The sequence below is a fragment of the Paenibacillus jamilae genome (assembly GCF_050482105.1).
Classification (GTDB): Bacteria; Bacillota; Bacilli; order Paenibacillales; family Paenibacillaceae; genus Paenibacillus; species Paenibacillus jamilae_B.
Map to the genome: position 1 here is coordinate 317,064 of NZ_JBCNHI010000018.1, position 15,582 is coordinate 332,645.

Annotated in this window: 19 protein-coding genes; 18 read left to right on the forward strand and 1 reads right to left on the reverse strand. The window is 46.9% G+C overall.

The window, feature by feature from the left end:
- Positions 1 to 15 precede the first annotated feature (15 nt).
- From ABEW32_RS16615 to ABEW32_RS16630, 4 genes are all read left to right on the forward strand, one after another.
- A complete protein-coding gene (locus ABEW32_RS16615) occupies positions 16 to 1,533 on the forward strand; it encodes a sugar ABC transporter ATP-binding protein (RefSeq protein ID WP_430189462.1) in 1,518 nt (505 codons plus the stop codon).
- Positions 1,530 to 2,516 carry an ABC transporter permease gene (locus ABEW32_RS16620; protein WP_430189465.1) on the forward strand — a complete coding sequence of 329 codons (987 nt, stop codon included), beginning with the start codon at positions 1,530 to 1,532 and terminating at the stop codon, positions 2,514 to 2,516. The genes ABEW32_RS16615 and ABEW32_RS16620 overlap by 4 nt, the downstream gene beginning before the upstream one ends.
- Positions 2,517 to 2,592: 76 nt before the next feature.
- Complete coding sequence (locus ABEW32_RS16625) at positions 2,593 to 2,724, forward strand: hypothetical protein (RefSeq protein ID WP_430189468.1); 132 nt, start codon at positions 2,593 to 2,595, stop codon at positions 2,722 to 2,724.
- Positions 2,725 to 2,764: 40 nt separating this feature from the next.
- Positions 2,765 to 3,037: an HU family DNA-binding protein gene (locus ABEW32_RS16630; protein ID WP_014599981.1), complete on the forward strand. Its 273-nt coding sequence runs from the start codon at positions 2,765 to 2,767 to the stop codon at positions 3,035 to 3,037.
- Between the two features lie 71 nt (positions 3,038 to 3,108).
- Here the strand turns inward: ABEW32_RS16630 and ABEW32_RS16635 are convergent, their stop codons facing one another.
- Positions 3,109 to 3,282, reverse strand: a complete 174-nt coding sequence (locus ABEW32_RS16635) for a hypothetical protein (RefSeq protein WP_430189470.1) — start codon at positions 3,280 to 3,282, stop codon at positions 3,109 to 3,111.
- A 156-nt stretch (positions 3,283 to 3,438) separates the two neighbouring features.
- Between ABEW32_RS16635 and mtrB the strand changes: the two genes are divergently transcribed.
- The 14 genes from mtrB to trpE all read left to right on the forward strand — a co-directional run bounded on the left by mtrB (position 3,439) and on the right by trpE (position 15,560).
- On the forward strand, positions 3,439 to 3,669 hold the full coding sequence (mtrB, locus tag ABEW32_RS16640) for a trp RNA-binding attenuation protein MtrB (protein ID WP_063213495.1): 231 nt from the start codon (positions 3,439 to 3,441) through the stop codon (positions 3,667 to 3,669).
- Between the two features lie 98 nt (positions 3,670 to 3,767).
- Complete coding sequence (locus ABEW32_RS16645; RefSeq protein WP_430189472.1) at positions 3,768 to 4,319, forward strand: hypothetical protein; 552 nt, start codon at positions 3,768 to 3,770, stop codon at positions 4,317 to 4,319.
- 116 nt (positions 4,320 to 4,435) lie between these two features.
- Entirely contained in the window at positions 4,436 to 5,305 is an 870-nt protein-coding gene (locus ABEW32_RS16650) for a heptaprenyl diphosphate synthase component 1 (RefSeq protein WP_430189474.1), read from the forward strand.
- Between the two features lie 9 nt (positions 5,306 to 5,314).
- Entirely contained in the window at positions 5,315 to 6,043 is a 729-nt protein-coding gene (locus ABEW32_RS16655) for a demethylmenaquinone methyltransferase (protein WP_430189476.1), read from the forward strand.
- Positions 6,036 to 6,908 (forward strand): UbiA-like polyprenyltransferase, encoded by an 873-nt coding sequence (locus tag ABEW32_RS16660; protein ID WP_430189478.1) that lies wholly within the window; start codon positions 6,036 to 6,038, stop codon positions 6,906 to 6,908. The genes ABEW32_RS16655 and ABEW32_RS16660 overlap by 8 nt, the downstream gene beginning before the upstream one ends.
- A complete protein-coding gene (locus ABEW32_RS16665) occupies positions 6,908 to 7,567 on the forward strand; it encodes a UbiX family flavin prenyltransferase (RefSeq protein WP_430189481.1) in 660 nt (219 codons plus the stop codon). The genes ABEW32_RS16660 and ABEW32_RS16665 overlap by 1 nt, the downstream gene beginning before the upstream one ends.
- The gene (locus tag ABEW32_RS16670; protein ID WP_430189484.1) at positions 7,524 to 8,390 is read left to right on the forward strand and encodes a menaquinone biosynthetic enzyme MqnA/MqnD family protein; all 867 of its coding nucleotides are present in this window, start codon (positions 7,524 to 7,526) and stop codon (positions 8,388 to 8,390) included. Before ABEW32_RS16665 ends, ABEW32_RS16670 begins: the two co-directional genes overlap by 44 nt.
- Positions 8,387 to 9,361: a polyprenyl synthetase family protein gene (locus tag ABEW32_RS16675; protein ID WP_430189486.1), complete on the forward strand. Its 975-nt coding sequence runs from the start codon at positions 8,387 to 8,389 to the stop codon at positions 9,359 to 9,361. Before ABEW32_RS16670 ends, ABEW32_RS16675 begins: the two co-directional genes overlap by 4 nt.
- A gap of 110 nt (positions 9,362 to 9,471) precedes the next feature.
- Positions 9,472 to 9,915: a nucleoside-diphosphate kinase gene (ndk, locus tag ABEW32_RS16680; RefSeq protein ID WP_430189489.1), complete on the forward strand. Its 444-nt coding sequence runs from the start codon at positions 9,472 to 9,474 to the stop codon at positions 9,913 to 9,915.
- Between the two features lie 30 nt (positions 9,916 to 9,945).
- Positions 9,946 to 10,746, forward strand: coding sequence for a CheR family methyltransferase (locus ABEW32_RS16685; protein ID WP_430190412.1), 801 nt, complete (start codon positions 9,946 to 9,948; stop codon positions 10,744 to 10,746).
- Positions 10,747 to 10,976: 230 nt separating this feature from the next.
- Positions 10,977 to 12,146 carry a chorismate synthase gene (gene aroC / locus ABEW32_RS16690; protein ID WP_430189491.1) on the forward strand — a complete coding sequence of 390 codons (1,170 nt, stop codon included), beginning with the start codon at positions 10,977 to 10,979 and terminating at the stop codon, positions 12,144 to 12,146.
- 1 nt (position 12,147) lies between these two features.
- A complete protein-coding gene (gene aroB / locus ABEW32_RS16695) occupies positions 12,148 to 13,242 on the forward strand; it encodes a 3-dehydroquinate synthase (RefSeq protein WP_430190415.1) in 1,095 nt (364 codons plus the stop codon).
- 2 nt (positions 13,243 to 13,244) lie between these two features.
- Positions 13,245 to 13,619 carry a chorismate mutase gene (gene aroH, locus ABEW32_RS16700; RefSeq protein ID WP_430189493.1) on the forward strand — a complete coding sequence of 125 codons (375 nt, stop codon included), beginning with the start codon at positions 13,245 to 13,247 and terminating at the stop codon, positions 13,617 to 13,619.
- A gap of 390 nt (positions 13,620 to 14,009) precedes the next feature.
- On the forward strand, positions 14,010 to 15,560 hold the full coding sequence (gene trpE / locus ABEW32_RS16705; protein ID WP_430189495.1) for an anthranilate synthase component I: 1,551 nt from the start codon (positions 14,010 to 14,012) through the stop codon (positions 15,558 to 15,560).
- Positions 15,561 to 15,582: the final 22 nt, after the last annotated feature.

A 15,582-nucleotide genomic window follows, 5' to 3' on the forward strand; every position in this document is an offset into this window, starting at 1 on the left:
GAGTGAGGGGGCACCATGAGTTTACCAGTATATACATTGGAGATGAAGAACATCAGCAAACGGTTTGCTGGTGTAGATGCGCTGCGAGCCGTGGATTTTACGGTGCAGGGTGGCGAAATTCACGCTCTGCTAGGTGCCAACGGGGCAGGGAAAAGCACATTAATGAAAATCTTGTCCGGTGCGTATCGTTTCGATCAAGGAGCGATCGTTGTCGATGGCAAGGAACTAATTATTCGTTCACCGTGGGAAGCCAAAAGAGCTGGAATTCACTGTGTGTATCAAGAAGTCGATTCGGCGCTTGTGCCCCAATTAACCGTCGCTGAAAACATTGTAATGGACGATTTGTCTGCACCTGATGGTCGATGGTGGGCTGCACCAGCGACCATGCGCAGGCGAGCGCGTGAGGCATTAGCACGCTTGGAGGTTGATATAGATGTACGGCGATACGTGTCTGAATTGACGCTGGCAGAGAAGCAGCTTGTACTCATCGCGCGGATTTTGACACAACAGGCGAAAACAATCATTTTTGACGAGCCAACGGCACCGCTGAGCGAGGAAGAAACGAGCCGTTTGTTCCGCACCATTCATACCCTCAAGGATGAGGGAGTAGCATGTATTCTCATCACACACCGATTGCCGGAGGTCATCGAGCACAGTGATCGTATTACGGTGATGCGTGATGGAGAGCGCGTATTTACGGGGTCTGCCTCTGATTTAAGTGTAGGTGACATTGTTACGTATATGCTTGGGAAAACATTTGAGGAGGAATTTCCGAAAACAGAGACACCTATTGGTGAAACGGTACTCGAAGCAAAAGGGTTCCGCAAAGGTTTGCGGGTTCGCGGTGTTGATTTACAGGTCAGACGCGGTGAAATCCTGTCTATTGTGGGTTTGGTCGGTGCCGGCAAGACGGAGCTGTCACGACTTCTTACAGGAGCGGACAAGCCGGATGAGGGGGAACTGACCTTCAAGGGGCGCTTCATTCGTTTGCGAGAGCCTGCGGACGCAGTAGCTCAAGGGATTGTGTCCATACCCGAGGAGCGGCGTAAGCAGGGGGTGCTGATTGAGGAGAGTGTGGAACGAAACCTCAGTCTTCCGCTCTTGGGCAAGCTGAGTGTCCTTGGTTTCATCCGTCGACATAAAGAACGTAATAACGGTCATGAGGTTGTCGCCTCTCTTGGTATTAAGACGCCTTCCCTGCGCCAGCATGTTAAGTATTTGAGTGGCGGGAATCAACAAAAGGTTGCAATAGGTAAATGGCTTCATTCCGGGGCGGATGTATTTGTTTTTGACGAACCAACCAAGGGTGTGGATATAGGGGCAAAAAGCGATATCTTCCGTATCATCGGACAATTGGCTGCACAAGGAAAAGCAATCATTTATCTTACCTGTGAATTTGCGGAAGGAATTGGCATTGGTGATCGGATAGCAGTCATGTATGACGGCAAAATAATAAGGGAATTTGCGCGAGGCGAAGTCGAACAGGAACAGCTTCTGTTGTACGCCAGCGGCGGTGAAGAGGTGCATTCATGAAGGAAAAATGGTTAAATGTCTCGTTTCGTTACGGTGCTGTAGTAGTCATTATAGGTGTGTTAGCGTTTTTCTCAGCCACTTTACCTTATTTTTGGACGTATGATAATTTAATGGATATTCTTGGCTCCATAGCGATTGTTACTTTCGTGGCCATTGGTGTGACGTTATCACTGATCGTAGACGGTTTTGACCTGTCGGTGGGTGCAACGGTATCTTTGACGACGGTCGTCTCGGCTTCATTGATGGTTTGGTATGAACAGCCTGTTGCAGTGGTTATTATTGCATCTCTGATTGTTGGAGCCTTGGTTGGGCTGTTGAATTCACTTTTGATTATTAAACTGCGGATCCCCGATCTGCTCGCAACTCTAGCCATTATGTATATTATAAGTGGGATTCACCAAACGTACGCCCAGGGCTATACCATCTACAATCATATGCAGTTTCCTGATGGCAGCAAGGCCCCAGGCGAGATATCTCCAGCATTTCTTTTTCTAGGACAAGGTAAATGGCTGGGCATCCCGATTTCGGTTATTTTACTGTTGCTAGCTGTGGCGGCAGTGCATGTTTTCTTGACCTACACGAAGCATGGTCGTCAAATGTATGTAACTGGCGGCAATGAGGAGGCGGCTCGTTTGTCAGGCATCCGTGTAAAAAAGGTCCGTACACTGGCTTATGTTGCTTCAGGCGTATTTGCGGCCATTGCTGGTATTTTGTATACCTCGCGCGTAGGCTCGGGTCAAATTGACGCTGGCTCTCCCTTGCTCATGGAGGCGGTAGCTGCAGTATTTGTCGGTTTTTCAGTGTTTGGTGCGGGTAAACCCAATGTCATTGGTACATTTATGGGTGCGGTGTTAATCGGCGTACTGGTTAATGGACTGACCATGATGAATGTGCAATATTTTGCCCATGACATTGTTAAAGGAGTAGTGCTGGTGCTTGCGCTGGCTGTTACTTTTTACGTGCTGAACCGTCGTCGTACTTGAAATTGTCTGTAGACTGTATTACTATAAACCTTGTTCCACGCAAGAAGGGTGCCATAAAACGCCAGTTTCGGCCTATATGGCGGTGGTTAGGTATATTATATGTATATTTAACGACGAAACGGAAACAGATGATAACATTATGGAAGGCAGTATGCCGCCCGGGTTATTTTATACAGGCGACTTCATTATTGGTGGATCACACCGATAACCTTAATGCTGGACTACACTTGGATTGGGAGGTGAATATGTTGAATAAAACGGATTTGATCAATCAGGTTTCTGAAAGCACTGAATTGTCCAAAAAGGACGTAACGAAAGCAATCGATGCAGTATTTGAAGCGATCGCTGGAGCACTGCAAAACGGAGACAAGGTACAACTGGTAGGTTTCGGGAACTTTGAGGTTCGTGAACGTTCTGCACGTAAAGGACGTAACCCGCAAACAGGAGAAGAAATCGAAATCCCTGCGAGCAAAATTCCGGCATTCAAACCGGGTAAAGCGCTCAAAGACGGAATTAAATAAGATTTCTTACATATTCCCAATGCGCTGAAAGGACCGTGAATTTGATTCACGGCCTTTTCTTTTTGTCCTATTTACTTTTTGGTAGAGAAGCCGTGGACTGAAGAAGAGGAAGTTGTCCTGCCGTTTTGCGAGGCATAGGCGATCAATACTAGCGGTTCACCTGTCAGCTCGGCAAATTCGTGTTCCATTCGTTGAAGCTGTTCGATCTGAGCAGGACTGAGATTAGCGGGACGATAGTTTTCCATCAGATCAGTTCCTTTCGTTAGTAGATGAGACTGCGTACATAGTATGGCACAGGACGCACTAATTGTTGCAGGCAGCGAGGGAAGCATGTAGTTGACAAAATAAGCTTAAATCTCCATCATAAAAAGTATAGCTCGGCTTTCAGGGAGGAAAAGGACATGGAAGATAATGTAACGGGTAGCAGTGAGTATGTCGTAATTAAAGCAAAAAGCAACGGATGTCAGGTTTTTGGTCTGACCAGAGGTCAGGATACCCGCCTGCATCACTCGGAAAAATTGGACAAGGGTGAGGTACTGATCGTCCAATTTACGGATCATACCTCTGCCATCAAAATTCGCGGCAAGGCCGTTGTAATGACTAAGCACGGGGTTGTAGATACGGAGGAGTAAAATGCAGGCATAGCCTGCTTTTTTTTGTTGTACAATGAGAGTGAGGACCTTTACCGTAGCAAACCCACATTCAGGGGTAGGGGTCAGGGGAGGCTCTGATGAAACCTTGGATTGTAGTCGGCGGTTCTATTCTCATCACCACTGCAGCGGCAATATTGCTGCCGTCTTTACAGATGCTGGACTCGGGAACTGCAGCAGTGCGTGAAACACAGGCGACAATCTCGCCCCAGCAACGAGTACTGCTGACGGATGACAATCTGGTAGATACACTGAATGGGCTTCCTTTGACCACACCGATTGCCAGCGTAAGCTGGGAACATTCAGTTCTCTCCCTGGATGTAAAGCTGTCCAAGGAAGAAACCACACCACTGGAGATCTATCAAAACATGGCGGAGCTTGCCGCCTTTAGCTTTTACGGAACGACGAATGTACGGCAATTGCTATTGCGGGTGGTGACGCAGGACGAATGGTCAGGAGAACGCCATTTGTTGCTGGCCTCCGATATACGCCGGAACGAGTGGACGAACGAGGCATTGGAGCAACTTAGAAATCGGGAAGGCGCTGAGCTGCCGGAAGATTTGAAATCTCGTTTCCGTATTACAGTAACGCCGATGTGGCAAAACAGGTTTAGCGGTGTATATACAAACTAGATGTTTCTACCGCTGGACCTACAGTACTTTAGTCGCGAATCATTTTAAATTGTGATATAATATAAGGCATTGCAATTATTTGAGTATACCAGAAAGTCATGGCTCGGAGGCTTAGGATGAAACCGTATCGCGTACCTCAATTAGCAAGGAAATATGTGGAATACGACATGATTCAACAACATACGGAAATGCCGGCTTTTCCTGACAGCCGTACCCGTTTGCTGTTTGAGTTTTTGAACCGGAATGTACAAGGGCTGCATGCCAGTGAGGATGAACTGTACGCTTTAGTTACCTCACTTGTGCAGATGGGGCTGGATACGCATGATATGATTGATACTTTGTCCGGTATACGAAGCCCGGAAGAGATGCGCTCCAGACAGCTGAAAGTGTTAGCCGGTGACTACTTCAGCAGCCGTTTTTATCAGCTACTTGCACTGGCAGGTCGAATTGAGGCCATCTCAAAGCTGAGTGATGCTGTATGTGAAGTGAACGCAGGGAAAATGAGCTTGTACTGGGAAATGAAACATTTTCGTTTGGATGGCGCTCAGTATTTATCTCAAATGGTTTATTTCAAACAGGAGCTTTTTTTATCATTTACGCCGCTTATTGCAGAACAGGATCAGGCAATTTGGAAGCAGCTTCTCAATAAGTTCGCTCTCTGTGATACGTTGGTGGAGGAATGGGAGAAGCGGGCAGAACCGGACAAGTCCCGTTTCGGATATATGTTTTGGCATATTTATGGTAGCGGAGACCAGCATGAGAAGATGCTGCTGTCAGAGGGCGGTACTGAGACAGAAGTTTGGCGTAAGCTTCTTCTGAAATACAAAGCCGAGAATGCGATACTGGACAAGCTTCGCACGGCTGTTACACACATCCGGCAGATCCTGTCAGATGAACAAAATACGGGGATTGAGGAATTTGAATGCATGCTTGAGCCTTTCCTAAAGCTGCTACATAGTTCGCACCCGGTCGTGAGGGAAGGTTAGGTGAACGTCATGGGATCAAGCGACACCAAGCCGAAAGAGCAATTCGTTCATGGCGTGTTTGAAAGTATAGCCGGTAAATACGATTTGATGAACGATATACTGAGCTTTCGTAGACATAAGGCTTGGCGGAAATTTACAATGAAAAAAATGGATATGCATCGTGGCGATACGGCAATCGATCTTTGCTGTGGGACATGTGACTGGACGCTTGCGATGGCGCGTGCAAGTGAAAGTGGTCACATCATAGGACTGGATTTTAGCCAGAACATGCTAAATGTTGGCGAGCGTAAGATTACATCTGAATCCCGTGAAAAGCAAATTAAGCTGGTTCAAGGCAACGCGATGGATCTGCCTTTTGAAGACAATTCATTTGATTATGCGACGATTGGTTTCGGTCTACGCAATGTGCCTGATCTGCGCCGTGTGTTGCAGGAAATGCAACGAGTCGTCAAACCTGGCGGGCAGGTCGTATGTCTGGAGTTGTCCAAGCCTACTTGGCAGCCGTTCAAGGGAATTTACTACGCATATTTTCAACACATCTTGCCCATGCTCGGCAAATTGTTCGCCAAACGTTATGAGCAGTACAAATGGCTCCCTGATTCGTTGGCGCTTTTTCCAGGAAGGGATGAGCTGGCTGACATCTTTCGTGAAGTCGGATTGAAGGATGTTCAGGCTCATTCTCTCACCGGAGGCATTGCGGCATTGCATATTGGAATCAAGGAGAGTCAGCATGTTTAAGAAAATTGCTATTTTTTTGGAAATGATTAAAATTGAACATACCTTATTTGCGCTCCCATTTGCATTTATGGGGGCTGTATTGGGGTCAGTTGTCGTGACAGGCAACCTTCCCTCCTGGCCGCAGATTGGTTGGATTCTGCTGGCTATGGTTGGCGCGCGTAGCGCGGCCTTCGGCTTTAATCGTATGATTGACCGCGTGATTGACGGGAAAAATCCGCGTACAGCAGGACGCGCTATCCCGGCAGGGCTGCTCAAATCGAGCGAAGTGGTGATTTTCATTATCGTTAGCTTGTTGTTGTTATTCTGGGCATCATTCAAGTTAAGCCCGCTGGCGTTCAAGTTGTTCCCGCTGGCCTTTTTTATGCTTGTTTTTTACTCTTACACGAAGCGTTTCACTTGGCTGTGCCATATTGTACTTGGTTTGACCATTGGTTTGGCACCACTAGGTGCGTGGGTTGCAGTGACGGGACAAATGGATTTGAATGCTATCGTACTTTATCTCACGATTGCGTTTTGGACCGCAGGATTTGATGTGATTTATGCTTGTCAGGATGTTGACTTTGATCAGAGTGAGGGGGTTTATTCTATTCCTGCTCGTTTTGGTGTAGCAGGTGCTCTGAACATCGCCCGGGTGTTCCATGTTATTACGGCGATCGGATTTATTGTGCTGTTCTTTATTGCAGATTTAAGCTGGTGGTATCTGGCTGGCATGATTATTTCATACATTATTTTGTTTTATGAGCACTATATCGTATCTCCAAAGGATCTAAGTCGTTTGCAGACAGCATTCTTTACAATGAACGGTGTACTTAGTATTGTCGTATTTGCTTTTACACTGATTGATTTGGTGGTGCGTTTATACTAATGAATAATCAGGTGAGCGACCATCAAGGCAAACGAATCGTTATTGGTATTACAGGTGCGAGCGGAAGCATTTATGGTGTACGACTGGTAGAGACACTACTGGATTTGCAATACACAGTTCACCTGATCGTTTCCAATGCTGGCTGGCGGGTATTGAAAGAGGAACTGGGGTGGAATGTGACCGACCGGGAAGGGGCTTTGAATGAACAATTCGGAGACCGTCCCGGTTCTCTTGTATACCATCCGTTTACAGATATTGGAGCTTCGATTGCGAGTGGCTCTTATCTAGTAGATGCCATGATTATCATGCCGTGCTCGATGGGGACGTTATCTGCAGTAGCCCACGGTTCGTCTGATAATCTCATGGCACGTGCAGCAGATGTGATGATGAAGGAAGGCCGTCCGCTGATCCTTGTACCTCGTGAGACACCGCTGCACGCCATCCATCTGGAGAATATGCTTAAGCTTGCGAGACTCGGCGTCAAAATGATTCCGGCTATGCCAGCTTTTTATTTTCATCCGAAGACGCTGGATGATATTGTACTGTTCCTCGTAGGCAAAGTATTAGATAGCTTGCGTATAGAACATCAACTGTTTACGAGATGGGGGGATTCCGATGCCGACACCGGACACCAAGACAATCACAATCGGAAAAATTAAATATACAAACGCTTGGCCTATTTTTCATTACTTTAATCCCTCAGAGCTTCTTCATTCGGTGGAGATGGTTTCCAGAGTTCCGGCTGAATTGAATCGAGGCATGCTAAATGGGAGCTTGGATATGAGTGCGATGTCCTCCTTTGCATATGCATCAGGTGCTGAGGAAATGGTGTTGTTACCAGAGTTATCCGTCAGTGCAGACGGTCCGGTCCAATCCATTTTACTATTTTCACGCAAGCCGCTAAATGAAATCATTAACGGAACCATTGCTCTGACGAATACCTCGGCCACATCGGTGAATTTGTTGAAAATTTTGATGCAAAAGGCATGGGAAGGCCAGCCTACTTACTTTGACTGTGAACCGGATCTGGATTTGATGCTGGAACGGGCAGATGCAGGGCTGTTGATTGGAGATCACGCAATCAAGGCATCCTGGCGGAGTGAGGGCCTGTATGTAACCGACCTTGGGGAAGCGTGGAAACGCTGGACGGGCTACAGTATGACTTTTGCTGTATGGGCAGTACGACGTGTTGTAGCTGCTCAGAATCCCGCTGCGGTGGCTGAAATTGCAAGTGCGTTCCGTGTAAGCAAGCAGCGTAGTCTGTCTGACCTGACATCTGTTATTGCTGAAGCTTGCAAGGAAATTGGAGGTTCGGAAGATTATTGGGAGCGCTACTTTACGAATCTGTGTTATGATTTTGGAGAGAAGCAACAGCAAGGTTTAGAGCTTTATTTTCAATATGCCTATGAACTGGGGCTGCTTGACCGACGAGTGAAGCCGCTTCTCTGGAGTGACAATACGCTGACACGGGTGAAAGAATGAAACGATTGGATTTGTTCGGTTTATTAAAAAAGGATATGAACTTCATAGAAGAAGAGCTGTACCGCAGCATTGACAGTAGGGAGCCGTTAATTAATGATACGTCGCTTCATCTGCTTAAAGCAGGCGGCAAGCGTTTGCGTCCCGTATTTGTATTGCTGGGAGGCAAGTTTGGAGAATATGATCTGGACAAGCTCAAGCGCATTGCGGTACCTCTGGAACTGATTCATTCTGCCTCTCTCGTTCACGACGATGTGATTGACGATGCGGAGATGAGACGCGGCCAACCCACCGTGAAGTCCAAATGGGACAATCGGGTGGCTATGTACACCGGAGACTACATATATGCACGCGCACTATCTATTGCTGCTGGATTGCCGAATCCCGATATTCACCGGGTGCTGTCTAAGGCTTTAGTACAGATGTCGATTGGTGAAATGGAACAAATACGTGATTTTTTTAATGTGGATCAGAGTGTGCGCAATTATTTACTTCGTATACGGCGCAAAACAGCATTGTTGATTGCGGTTAGTTGCCAGTTGGGAGCTATGGCTGCAGGAGCACAGGAAAGAGTCAATTCTCTACTGTATAGCTACGGTTATAACGTAGGTATGGCTTTTCAAATTCAGGATGACTTGCTTGATCTGTGTGGAACAGAAAAGAAGATTGGCAAGCCACCAGGCAGCGACATGAGGCAGGGCAATATTACGCTTCCGGTCATTTATGCGCTTGAACAACCCGAACTGCGGGAGGATCTGTTGGCTGAAATCCGGCGAATCCAGGATGGGGACGGGCAAGGAGACGCACGCAAAGCGGTGGATATGATCAAAAAAAGTGAAGGAATCACTAAAGCTGAAATTCTCGCCGACCGATATATTAATAAAGCGCTGAACGCGCTGGACTTACTACCAGATGTCAAAACAAAAAAGACGCTGCGCGATATTGCTCATTTTGTAACACGCCGCTCCTACTAAAGTTGTATTTTAGGTTTGCTGTGACAAAATACTTTAACCGTTTCCAATCTTTCTGTTACAATACAGATTAGTACTGTATAAATACATTAGATTGGATTGGGAGTGAGCCGATGGATCGTACGTTTTTGATGGTTAAACCGGATGGTGTACAACGCGGACTGATTGGACGTATTGTCAGTCGTTTGGAAGACAAGGGCTTCAAAATGGCGGCTGGCAAGCTTGTGCAGGTATCTAGAGAACAGGCAGAACGGCATTATGCAGAGCATGTGGGCAAGCCTTTTTTTGAAGAGCTTGTAGGTTTTATCACATCAGGTCCTGTATTTGCCATGGTTTGGGAAGGAGATAACATTGTTACGCTTTCCCGTATGCTGATTGGTAAAACACAAGTAACCGAAGCTCTACCAGGCACTATTCGTGGAGACTTTGCCGCGCATACACCGTTTAACCTCATTCATGGTTCAGATTCACCGGAGAGTGCAGAGCGCGAAATCGCAAATTTTTTCACACCGGAAGAATCGGTTCGTTATGAAAAAACTGTAGCGACCTGGGTGTAAGTTTAATTACGTATGAAGAAGGATGGTAGCATGACGGATCTGGAACTGGGTCAGACGGACCCCGATTACACAGCGTTTATCCGCAAAATCAAGGACAGCACAGGTATTGATCTTGCACAATACAAAGAAGCACAGATGAAAAGGCGGTTAACGACGCTTCGCAACAAAAACGGGTTTCCCAGTTTTGTTTCTTTTTATGATGCCATGATGAAGGAAAAACCCCTATTCTATGAATTCCTGGATCGTATGACGATCAATGTCTCTGAGTTTTGGCGAAATCCCAATCGGTGGGAAGTGCTGCGGGATATCATTTTGCCACAGCTGCTTGTAGGAAAACAAAAGCTTAAGCTGTGGAGTGCAGCCTGCTCGACTGGTGAAGAGCCCTATAGTTTGGCTATGATTCTCGACGGTAAAGGGATTTTAGGAAATTGCTCTATTACAGCTTCTGACATTGATGATGGTGCATTGGCTAAAGCCAAGGAAGGTAAATATTTGGAGCGCTCGCTCAAGGATGTACCTGAGCAGGTAGCTAGCAAATATTTTAAACCAGACGGTGCCATGTATCGGATTGATGACCGTTTAAAACAGGCTGTGAAGTTTCAAAAGCAAAACTTGCTGCTGGATCGATTTGAGGAGGGGTATGATCTCATTATCTGTCGAAATGTTATGATTTATTTCACAGAAGAGGCCAAACATACGTTGTATCAAAAGTTTGCTGCCAGTCTTCGCCCCGGCGGTGTTTTATTTGTCGGCAGTACCGAGCAAATCTTTTCTCCTAACCAATACGGGCTGGAATCGAATGAAACCTTTTTTTATCGCAAAAAAGCGTAAGCCTGCTCATATCATCCATCGTTCGTAAGAACTTATTTTTATTCTTTAGTAGCGGATGAGCTGGCTTATCAACAGCGCACGTCCTTTAGCCCTTCTGGCTGAGGGACGTGTTTTTGTTTATGGGCAACACACGTGGCTTTTCTTGTCAAAGAAAGGTGCGTATACTATAATGAAGCAAAGTTAAAGATTTTAGCGATGCACAGTTTAACAGTTTAAAGGGGGAACGCGTCATGAGTTTACGTTATTTAACCGCGGGGGAAACGCATGGTCCCCAGCTAACTGCCATTGTAGAGGGTATGCCAAGTAATCTAAAATTGGATTTTGAAGAATTGAATTTTCAGTTGCACCGTCGTCAGAAAGGATATGGACGGGGACGGCGTATGCAGATTGAAAAAGATACGGCGAAGATTGCTGGTGGCGTACGTCACGGTTATACCACAGGTGCACCGATTGCGCTAGTTGTGGAAAATAACGATTGGAAGCACTGGCAGAATATTATGAATATTGAGCCTATTGAAGGCAGTGATGAAGAAAAGCGTCGGGTTCATCGACCGCGTCCGGGCCATGCGGATTTGAATGGCGGAATGAAATACAACCTGAAGGATCTTCGCAACGTGTTGGAACGCTCTAGTGCACGGGAAACAGCAATTCGTGTGGCATGTGGCGGGTTGGCTCGTCAATTGCTGGCTGAGTTCGGAATCAAGGTGGCAGGTCAGGTCATCCGAATTGGTGAAATCGAAGCTCCTTATCGCGACTTGCCGATTGATGAACTGATTGCTGTAACAGAAGCTTCTTCGGTGAGAGTGACCGATCCGGAAACGGAGGAAAAAATGGAAGCCTATATTGATCTGATCAAGCAAGAAGGCGACTCCGTCGGCGGGGTAGTGGAATGTATCGTGGAAGGTGTCCCGATTGGTCTGGGCAGTCACGTACAGTATGATCGGAAGTTGGACGCACGTATCGCACAAGGAGTCATGTCGATAAATGCGTTTAAAGGTGTGGAAATCGGCATCGGGTTTGAAGCAGGAGAATTACGCGGCTCACAGGTGCATGACGAGATTTTATATGATGAGGAACGTGGGTATCACCGGCGTACGAATCGTTTGGGTGGTTTTGAAGGTGGCATGACCAATGGAATGCCCGTGGTGGTTCGTGGCGTAATGAAGCCGATTCCCACACTCTATAAGCCGCTGCAAAGCGTTGACATTGATACGAAGGAAGCGTTCACTGCGCAGGTTGAGCGTTCGGATGCATGTGCGGTACCCGCGGCAAGCGTAGTCATGGAGCATGTGGTTGCTTGGGAGATAGCCAAAGCTTTACTAGAGAAATTCGGCGGGGATTCGATTGAGGAAATCCGTGCGAATATTGCATCCTATGAACAACAACTGGAGCAGTACTAAGATGAGTACGCTGACGGTACAGCTTGGCGAGCGTTCATATCCTATTCATATCGGACGTGGGTTGTTGCATCAAGCCGGAGAGACGTTGAAGGAACGAGGAATTGTACAAAAAAGCCCATTGTTGATTGTTTCTGACGACAATGTAGCAGGATTCTATCTGGCAGCATTGGAGAGCAATCTTCAAGAGTCGGGATACAAAACGGTATCATTTGTCGTTAAGCCAGGTGAAACATCCAAGTCGCTTGCTGTATTTGAGCAGGTTATAACAGCAGCCATTGAGGGTGGCCTGGATCGTAATTCAGCAGTTATTGCTCTTGGTGGTGGTGTGGTGGGTGATTTGGCTGGATTTGTGGCTGCTTCTTATATGAGAGGTATCAAATTCGTACAGATTCCCACTACAATCCTTGCCCATGACAGCAGCGTGGGCGGTAAGGTCGGTATTAATCATCCTTTGGCGAAAAATATGATAGGAGCCTTTCACCAGCCGGAACTCGTACTGTATGACGTAGATACGTTGGCAACATTACCTCCTCGCGAGGTATCTGCGGGACTAGCTGAAATGATCAAGCATGGCTTGATCTGGGATGCCAGTTTCGCCCAGTGGTGCCGTGAGCATGCGACGGATTTGCTCGCACTGGATGCGACGACACTGGAGTACGGGCTGGAGAAGGGATGTTCCATTAAAGCCGAAGTCGTGTCGCGCGATGAACGAGAAAACGATTTGCGCGCTATTCTAAACTTGGGCCATACGATTGGTCATGCGATTGAAGCTATTGCGGGATATGGTGAGTTTTTACACGGGGAAGCCATTTCTATTGGTATGGTCGGCTCCGCACTTCTGGGTGTGAAGCTGGGGGCAGATCCATCTTTGGTAAATGAAACGAAGGAGATGCTGTCTTCGCTGCGCTTACCCACTTCTCTTCCGTCACATCTCGATACAGATCGATTGCTTGAAGCAATGATGCATGACAAAAAGTTCAAAGAAGGCAGCATTACTTTCGTTGTCCCACGCAGTATTGGGCGTGTGGAGGTTGTGAAGGATATTTCCGTCTCTTACATCCGGGAAGTCATTGAACAGTTAAAAGAGGAGGCGTAACGATGTACAATCGTGGAATTCGTGGCGCGACGACCGTGGCGAATAATGAAGCAAACAAAATTTTGGAAGCAACAAGCCAACTGCTGGAGGAAATTGTATCCTACAATGAAATTCAGCCAGAGGATATTAGCAATGTATGGATAACGGTGACCCATGACCTGGATGCTGCCTTTCCAGCCATGGCCATCCGTCAGCTTGACGGCTGGGATATGGTGCCGCTCATGTGTGCACTAGAAATTCCTGTGGCTGGTAGCTTGCCCAAGTGCATCCGTTTGATGGTACAGGTGAATACCGATAAATCTCAGCGTGAAATGAAACATGTATATTTGAACGGAGCACAGACGTTAAGACCGGATTTGGCTTCCCAAGGGAAATAATCGTCTATTTTTTAAGTTGATGGTTGCCAAAGTAACATCCCATGAGATATAGTGTGTGTAGCAGAGTAGAGTAGAGTAGAGTAGAGTTAGCCAGAGCCAGAGTTGAGATGAGAAGAGTGTAGCCTTAGCCAATTCCATATGAGATTACAGAGACCGGCGGTAGCAGGTAAGCTTTTGTCCATGAAGAGACCTTCTTCTAAAGTAAGGCTTATTTGAGGTAACCTGCGTGGTTATGCAAAAGGCATAAGTGTATGCTTTTCTATTTGCTGTAATCATTTTACATATGGAGCATTCTTATAATTTCAATAACTGACAGCCTCTACCTTACGGGTAGAGGTTTTTTTATTCTCTCCATTGAGTTCTGCGCCAATTTGGAAAGGAAGTGATCTCATGTTAACGCCGCATGTGGAGCAAGTGATAGCAATGGCGAATGAATTTAATCTGATTCCTGTGTACAAAAAAGTGCTGGCTGATATGGAGACGCCGATTCGGATTTTCCGTCGGTATGCTGAGCGGGACCGTGCCTTTCTGCTGGAGAGCGTAGAGGGTGGGGAGCAATGGGCGCGACACTCCTTCATCGGAACAGACCCGTTTCTAATGGTTTCGGGAAAAAAAGGTCGGTTGATTTTGGAGCAACATGGAAAACGTCAAATATTAAGCGATAAGCCACTGGAAGCGCTCAAAGCATTGCTTCGTAAATACCGTAGCCCGAAACTAAAAGACATGCCTCCATTTACAGGCGGGGCTATAGGGTTTTTTGGATATGACCTGCTTCAATACTATGAAAAGCTGCCAGATCACTCGGTAGATGATTTGAATATGGATGATATTCGTTTTATGTTCTGTGACCAAGTTATTGTTTTTGATCATGTGAAACAGCAAATTTTGCTGGTTGGTAATGTTCATATAGGTGAAGGGTTCCGCGATGAAGATATTCGTGCTGCTTATGCAGATGTGGAACGCAAGTTAGAGGAAACAGCGCAGTATCTGCGCAAGCAGTCCCCACCAGAGCGGTTAGGATCAGCTTCCATTCCTGATGATGTGGAGCTGGGTGAGATTCAATCCAATGTGACGAAGGAACAGTTTATATCAAACGTAGAGCAGGCAAAGGAGTATATCCGCTCCGGTGATATTTTTCAGGTTGTATTGTCCCAGCGTTTTCACATCGATACAGAGGCCTCTCCACTACAGGTATACCGCGTACTGCGCACGATGAACCCGTCGCCATATATGTATTATTTGAAAATGGATGACGAGATCATCGTAGGCACTTCGCCGGAGGCACTCGTCAAGGTGGAAAACGGCCGCGTAGAGACCCGACCGATTGCAGGAACGAGACCACGTGGCGTAACGGAAACCGAAGATGCGGCGCTTGCTGAAGAACTGTTGAAGGATGAAAAAGAACGTGCAGAGCATCTGATGCTGGTCGATTTGGGAAGAAATGACCTGGGCCGTGTATCCCAGTTTGGCACTGTAAAATGCGATACATTTATGGAGATTGAGCGCTATTCCCACGTCATGCACATTGTATCCAATGTGTCGGGTGAGCTGCGTGAGGACAAAGATTTCTTTGATGCTTTCCTGTCCTGTCTGCCAGCAGGCACAGTCTCGGGGGCCCCAAAGCTACGGGCTATGGAGATTATTGCTGAGCTGGAGCGGGAAGCACGCGGCACCTATGCAGGAGCGATTGGATATTTGGGCTTCTCCGGCAATATGGATGCTTGCATAACGATTCGCACGATTGTGTTTAAAAAGAACCGAGCCTATGTCCAGGCAGGGGCTGGAATTGTATGGGATTCCGTACCGGAAAGCGAGTATCAGGAGACGGTGAACAAAGCTAAGGCATTGCTGAAAGCAATCCGCACGGCCGAAGCGATGTTCCCAGCAACGACACAGCCTTATAACAGCGTCATCAACCAAGATTATTTGTACACTCCGTAACACATAAAAATCTGATTCTGAG

What these genes read in the sequence shown, in the direction of transcription:
- aroC (WP_430189491.1), top strand. Translation starts at nt 10,977, where the DNA reads ATGAGTTTACGTTATTTAACCGCGGGGGAAACGCATGGTCCCCAGCTA.
- trpE (WP_430189495.1), top strand. Translation starts at nt 14,010, where the DNA reads ATGTTAACGCCGCATGTGGAGCAAGTGATAGCAATGGCGAATGAATTT.
- ABEW32_RS16685 (WP_430190412.1), top strand. Translation starts at nt 9,946, where the DNA reads ATGACGGATCTGGAACTGGGTCAGACGGACCCCGATTACACAGCGTTT.
- ABEW32_RS16660 (WP_430189478.1), top strand. Translation starts at nt 6,036, where the DNA reads ATGTTTAAGAAAATTGCTATTTTTTTGGAAATGATTAAAATTGAACAT.
- ABEW32_RS16620 (WP_430189465.1), top strand. Translation starts at nt 1,530, where the DNA reads ATGAAGGAAAAATGGTTAAATGTCTCGTTTCGTTACGGTGCTGTAGTA.
- mtrB (WP_063213495.1), top strand. Translation starts at nt 3,439, where the DNA reads ATGGAAGATAATGTAACGGGTAGCAGTGAGTATGTCGTAATTAAAGCA.
- aroH (WP_430189493.1), top strand. Translation starts at nt 13,245, where the DNA reads ATGTACAATCGTGGAATTCGTGGCGCGACGACCGTGGCGAATAATGAA.
- aroB (WP_430190415.1), top strand. Translation starts at nt 12,148, where the DNA reads ATGAGTACGCTGACGGTACAGCTTGGCGAGCGTTCATATCCTATTCAT.
- ABEW32_RS16675 (WP_430189486.1), top strand. Translation starts at nt 8,387, where the DNA reads ATGAAACGATTGGATTTGTTCGGTTTATTAAAAAAGGATATGAACTTC.
- ABEW32_RS16670 (WP_430189484.1), top strand. Translation starts at nt 7,524, where the DNA reads ATGCCGACACCGGACACCAAGACAATCACAATCGGAAAAATTAAATAT.
- ABEW32_RS16615 (WP_430189462.1), top strand. Translation starts at nt 16, where the DNA reads ATGAGTTTACCAGTATATACATTGGAGATGAAGAACATCAGCAAACGG.
- ABEW32_RS16655 (WP_430189476.1), top strand. Translation starts at nt 5,315, where the DNA reads ATGGGATCAAGCGACACCAAGCCGAAAGAGCAATTCGTTCATGGCGTG.
- ABEW32_RS16635 (WP_430189470.1), bottom strand. Translation starts at nt 3,282, where the DNA reads ATGGAAAACTATCGTCCCGCTAATCTCAGTCCTGCTCAGATCGAACAG.
- ABEW32_RS16645 (WP_430189472.1), top strand. Translation starts at nt 3,768, where the DNA reads ATGAAACCTTGGATTGTAGTCGGCGGTTCTATTCTCATCACCACTGCA.
- ABEW32_RS16625 (WP_430189468.1), top strand. Translation starts at nt 2,593, where the DNA reads ATGGCGGTGGTTAGGTATATTATATGTATATTTAACGACGAAACGGAA.
- ABEW32_RS16665 (WP_430189481.1), top strand. Translation starts at nt 6,908, where the DNA reads ATGAATAATCAGGTGAGCGACCATCAAGGCAAACGAATCGTTATTGGT.
- ABEW32_RS16650 (WP_430189474.1), top strand. Translation starts at nt 4,436, where the DNA reads ATGAAACCGTATCGCGTACCTCAATTAGCAAGGAAATATGTGGAATAC.
- ndk (WP_430189489.1), top strand. Translation starts at nt 9,472, where the DNA reads ATGGATCGTACGTTTTTGATGGTTAAACCGGATGGTGTACAACGCGGA.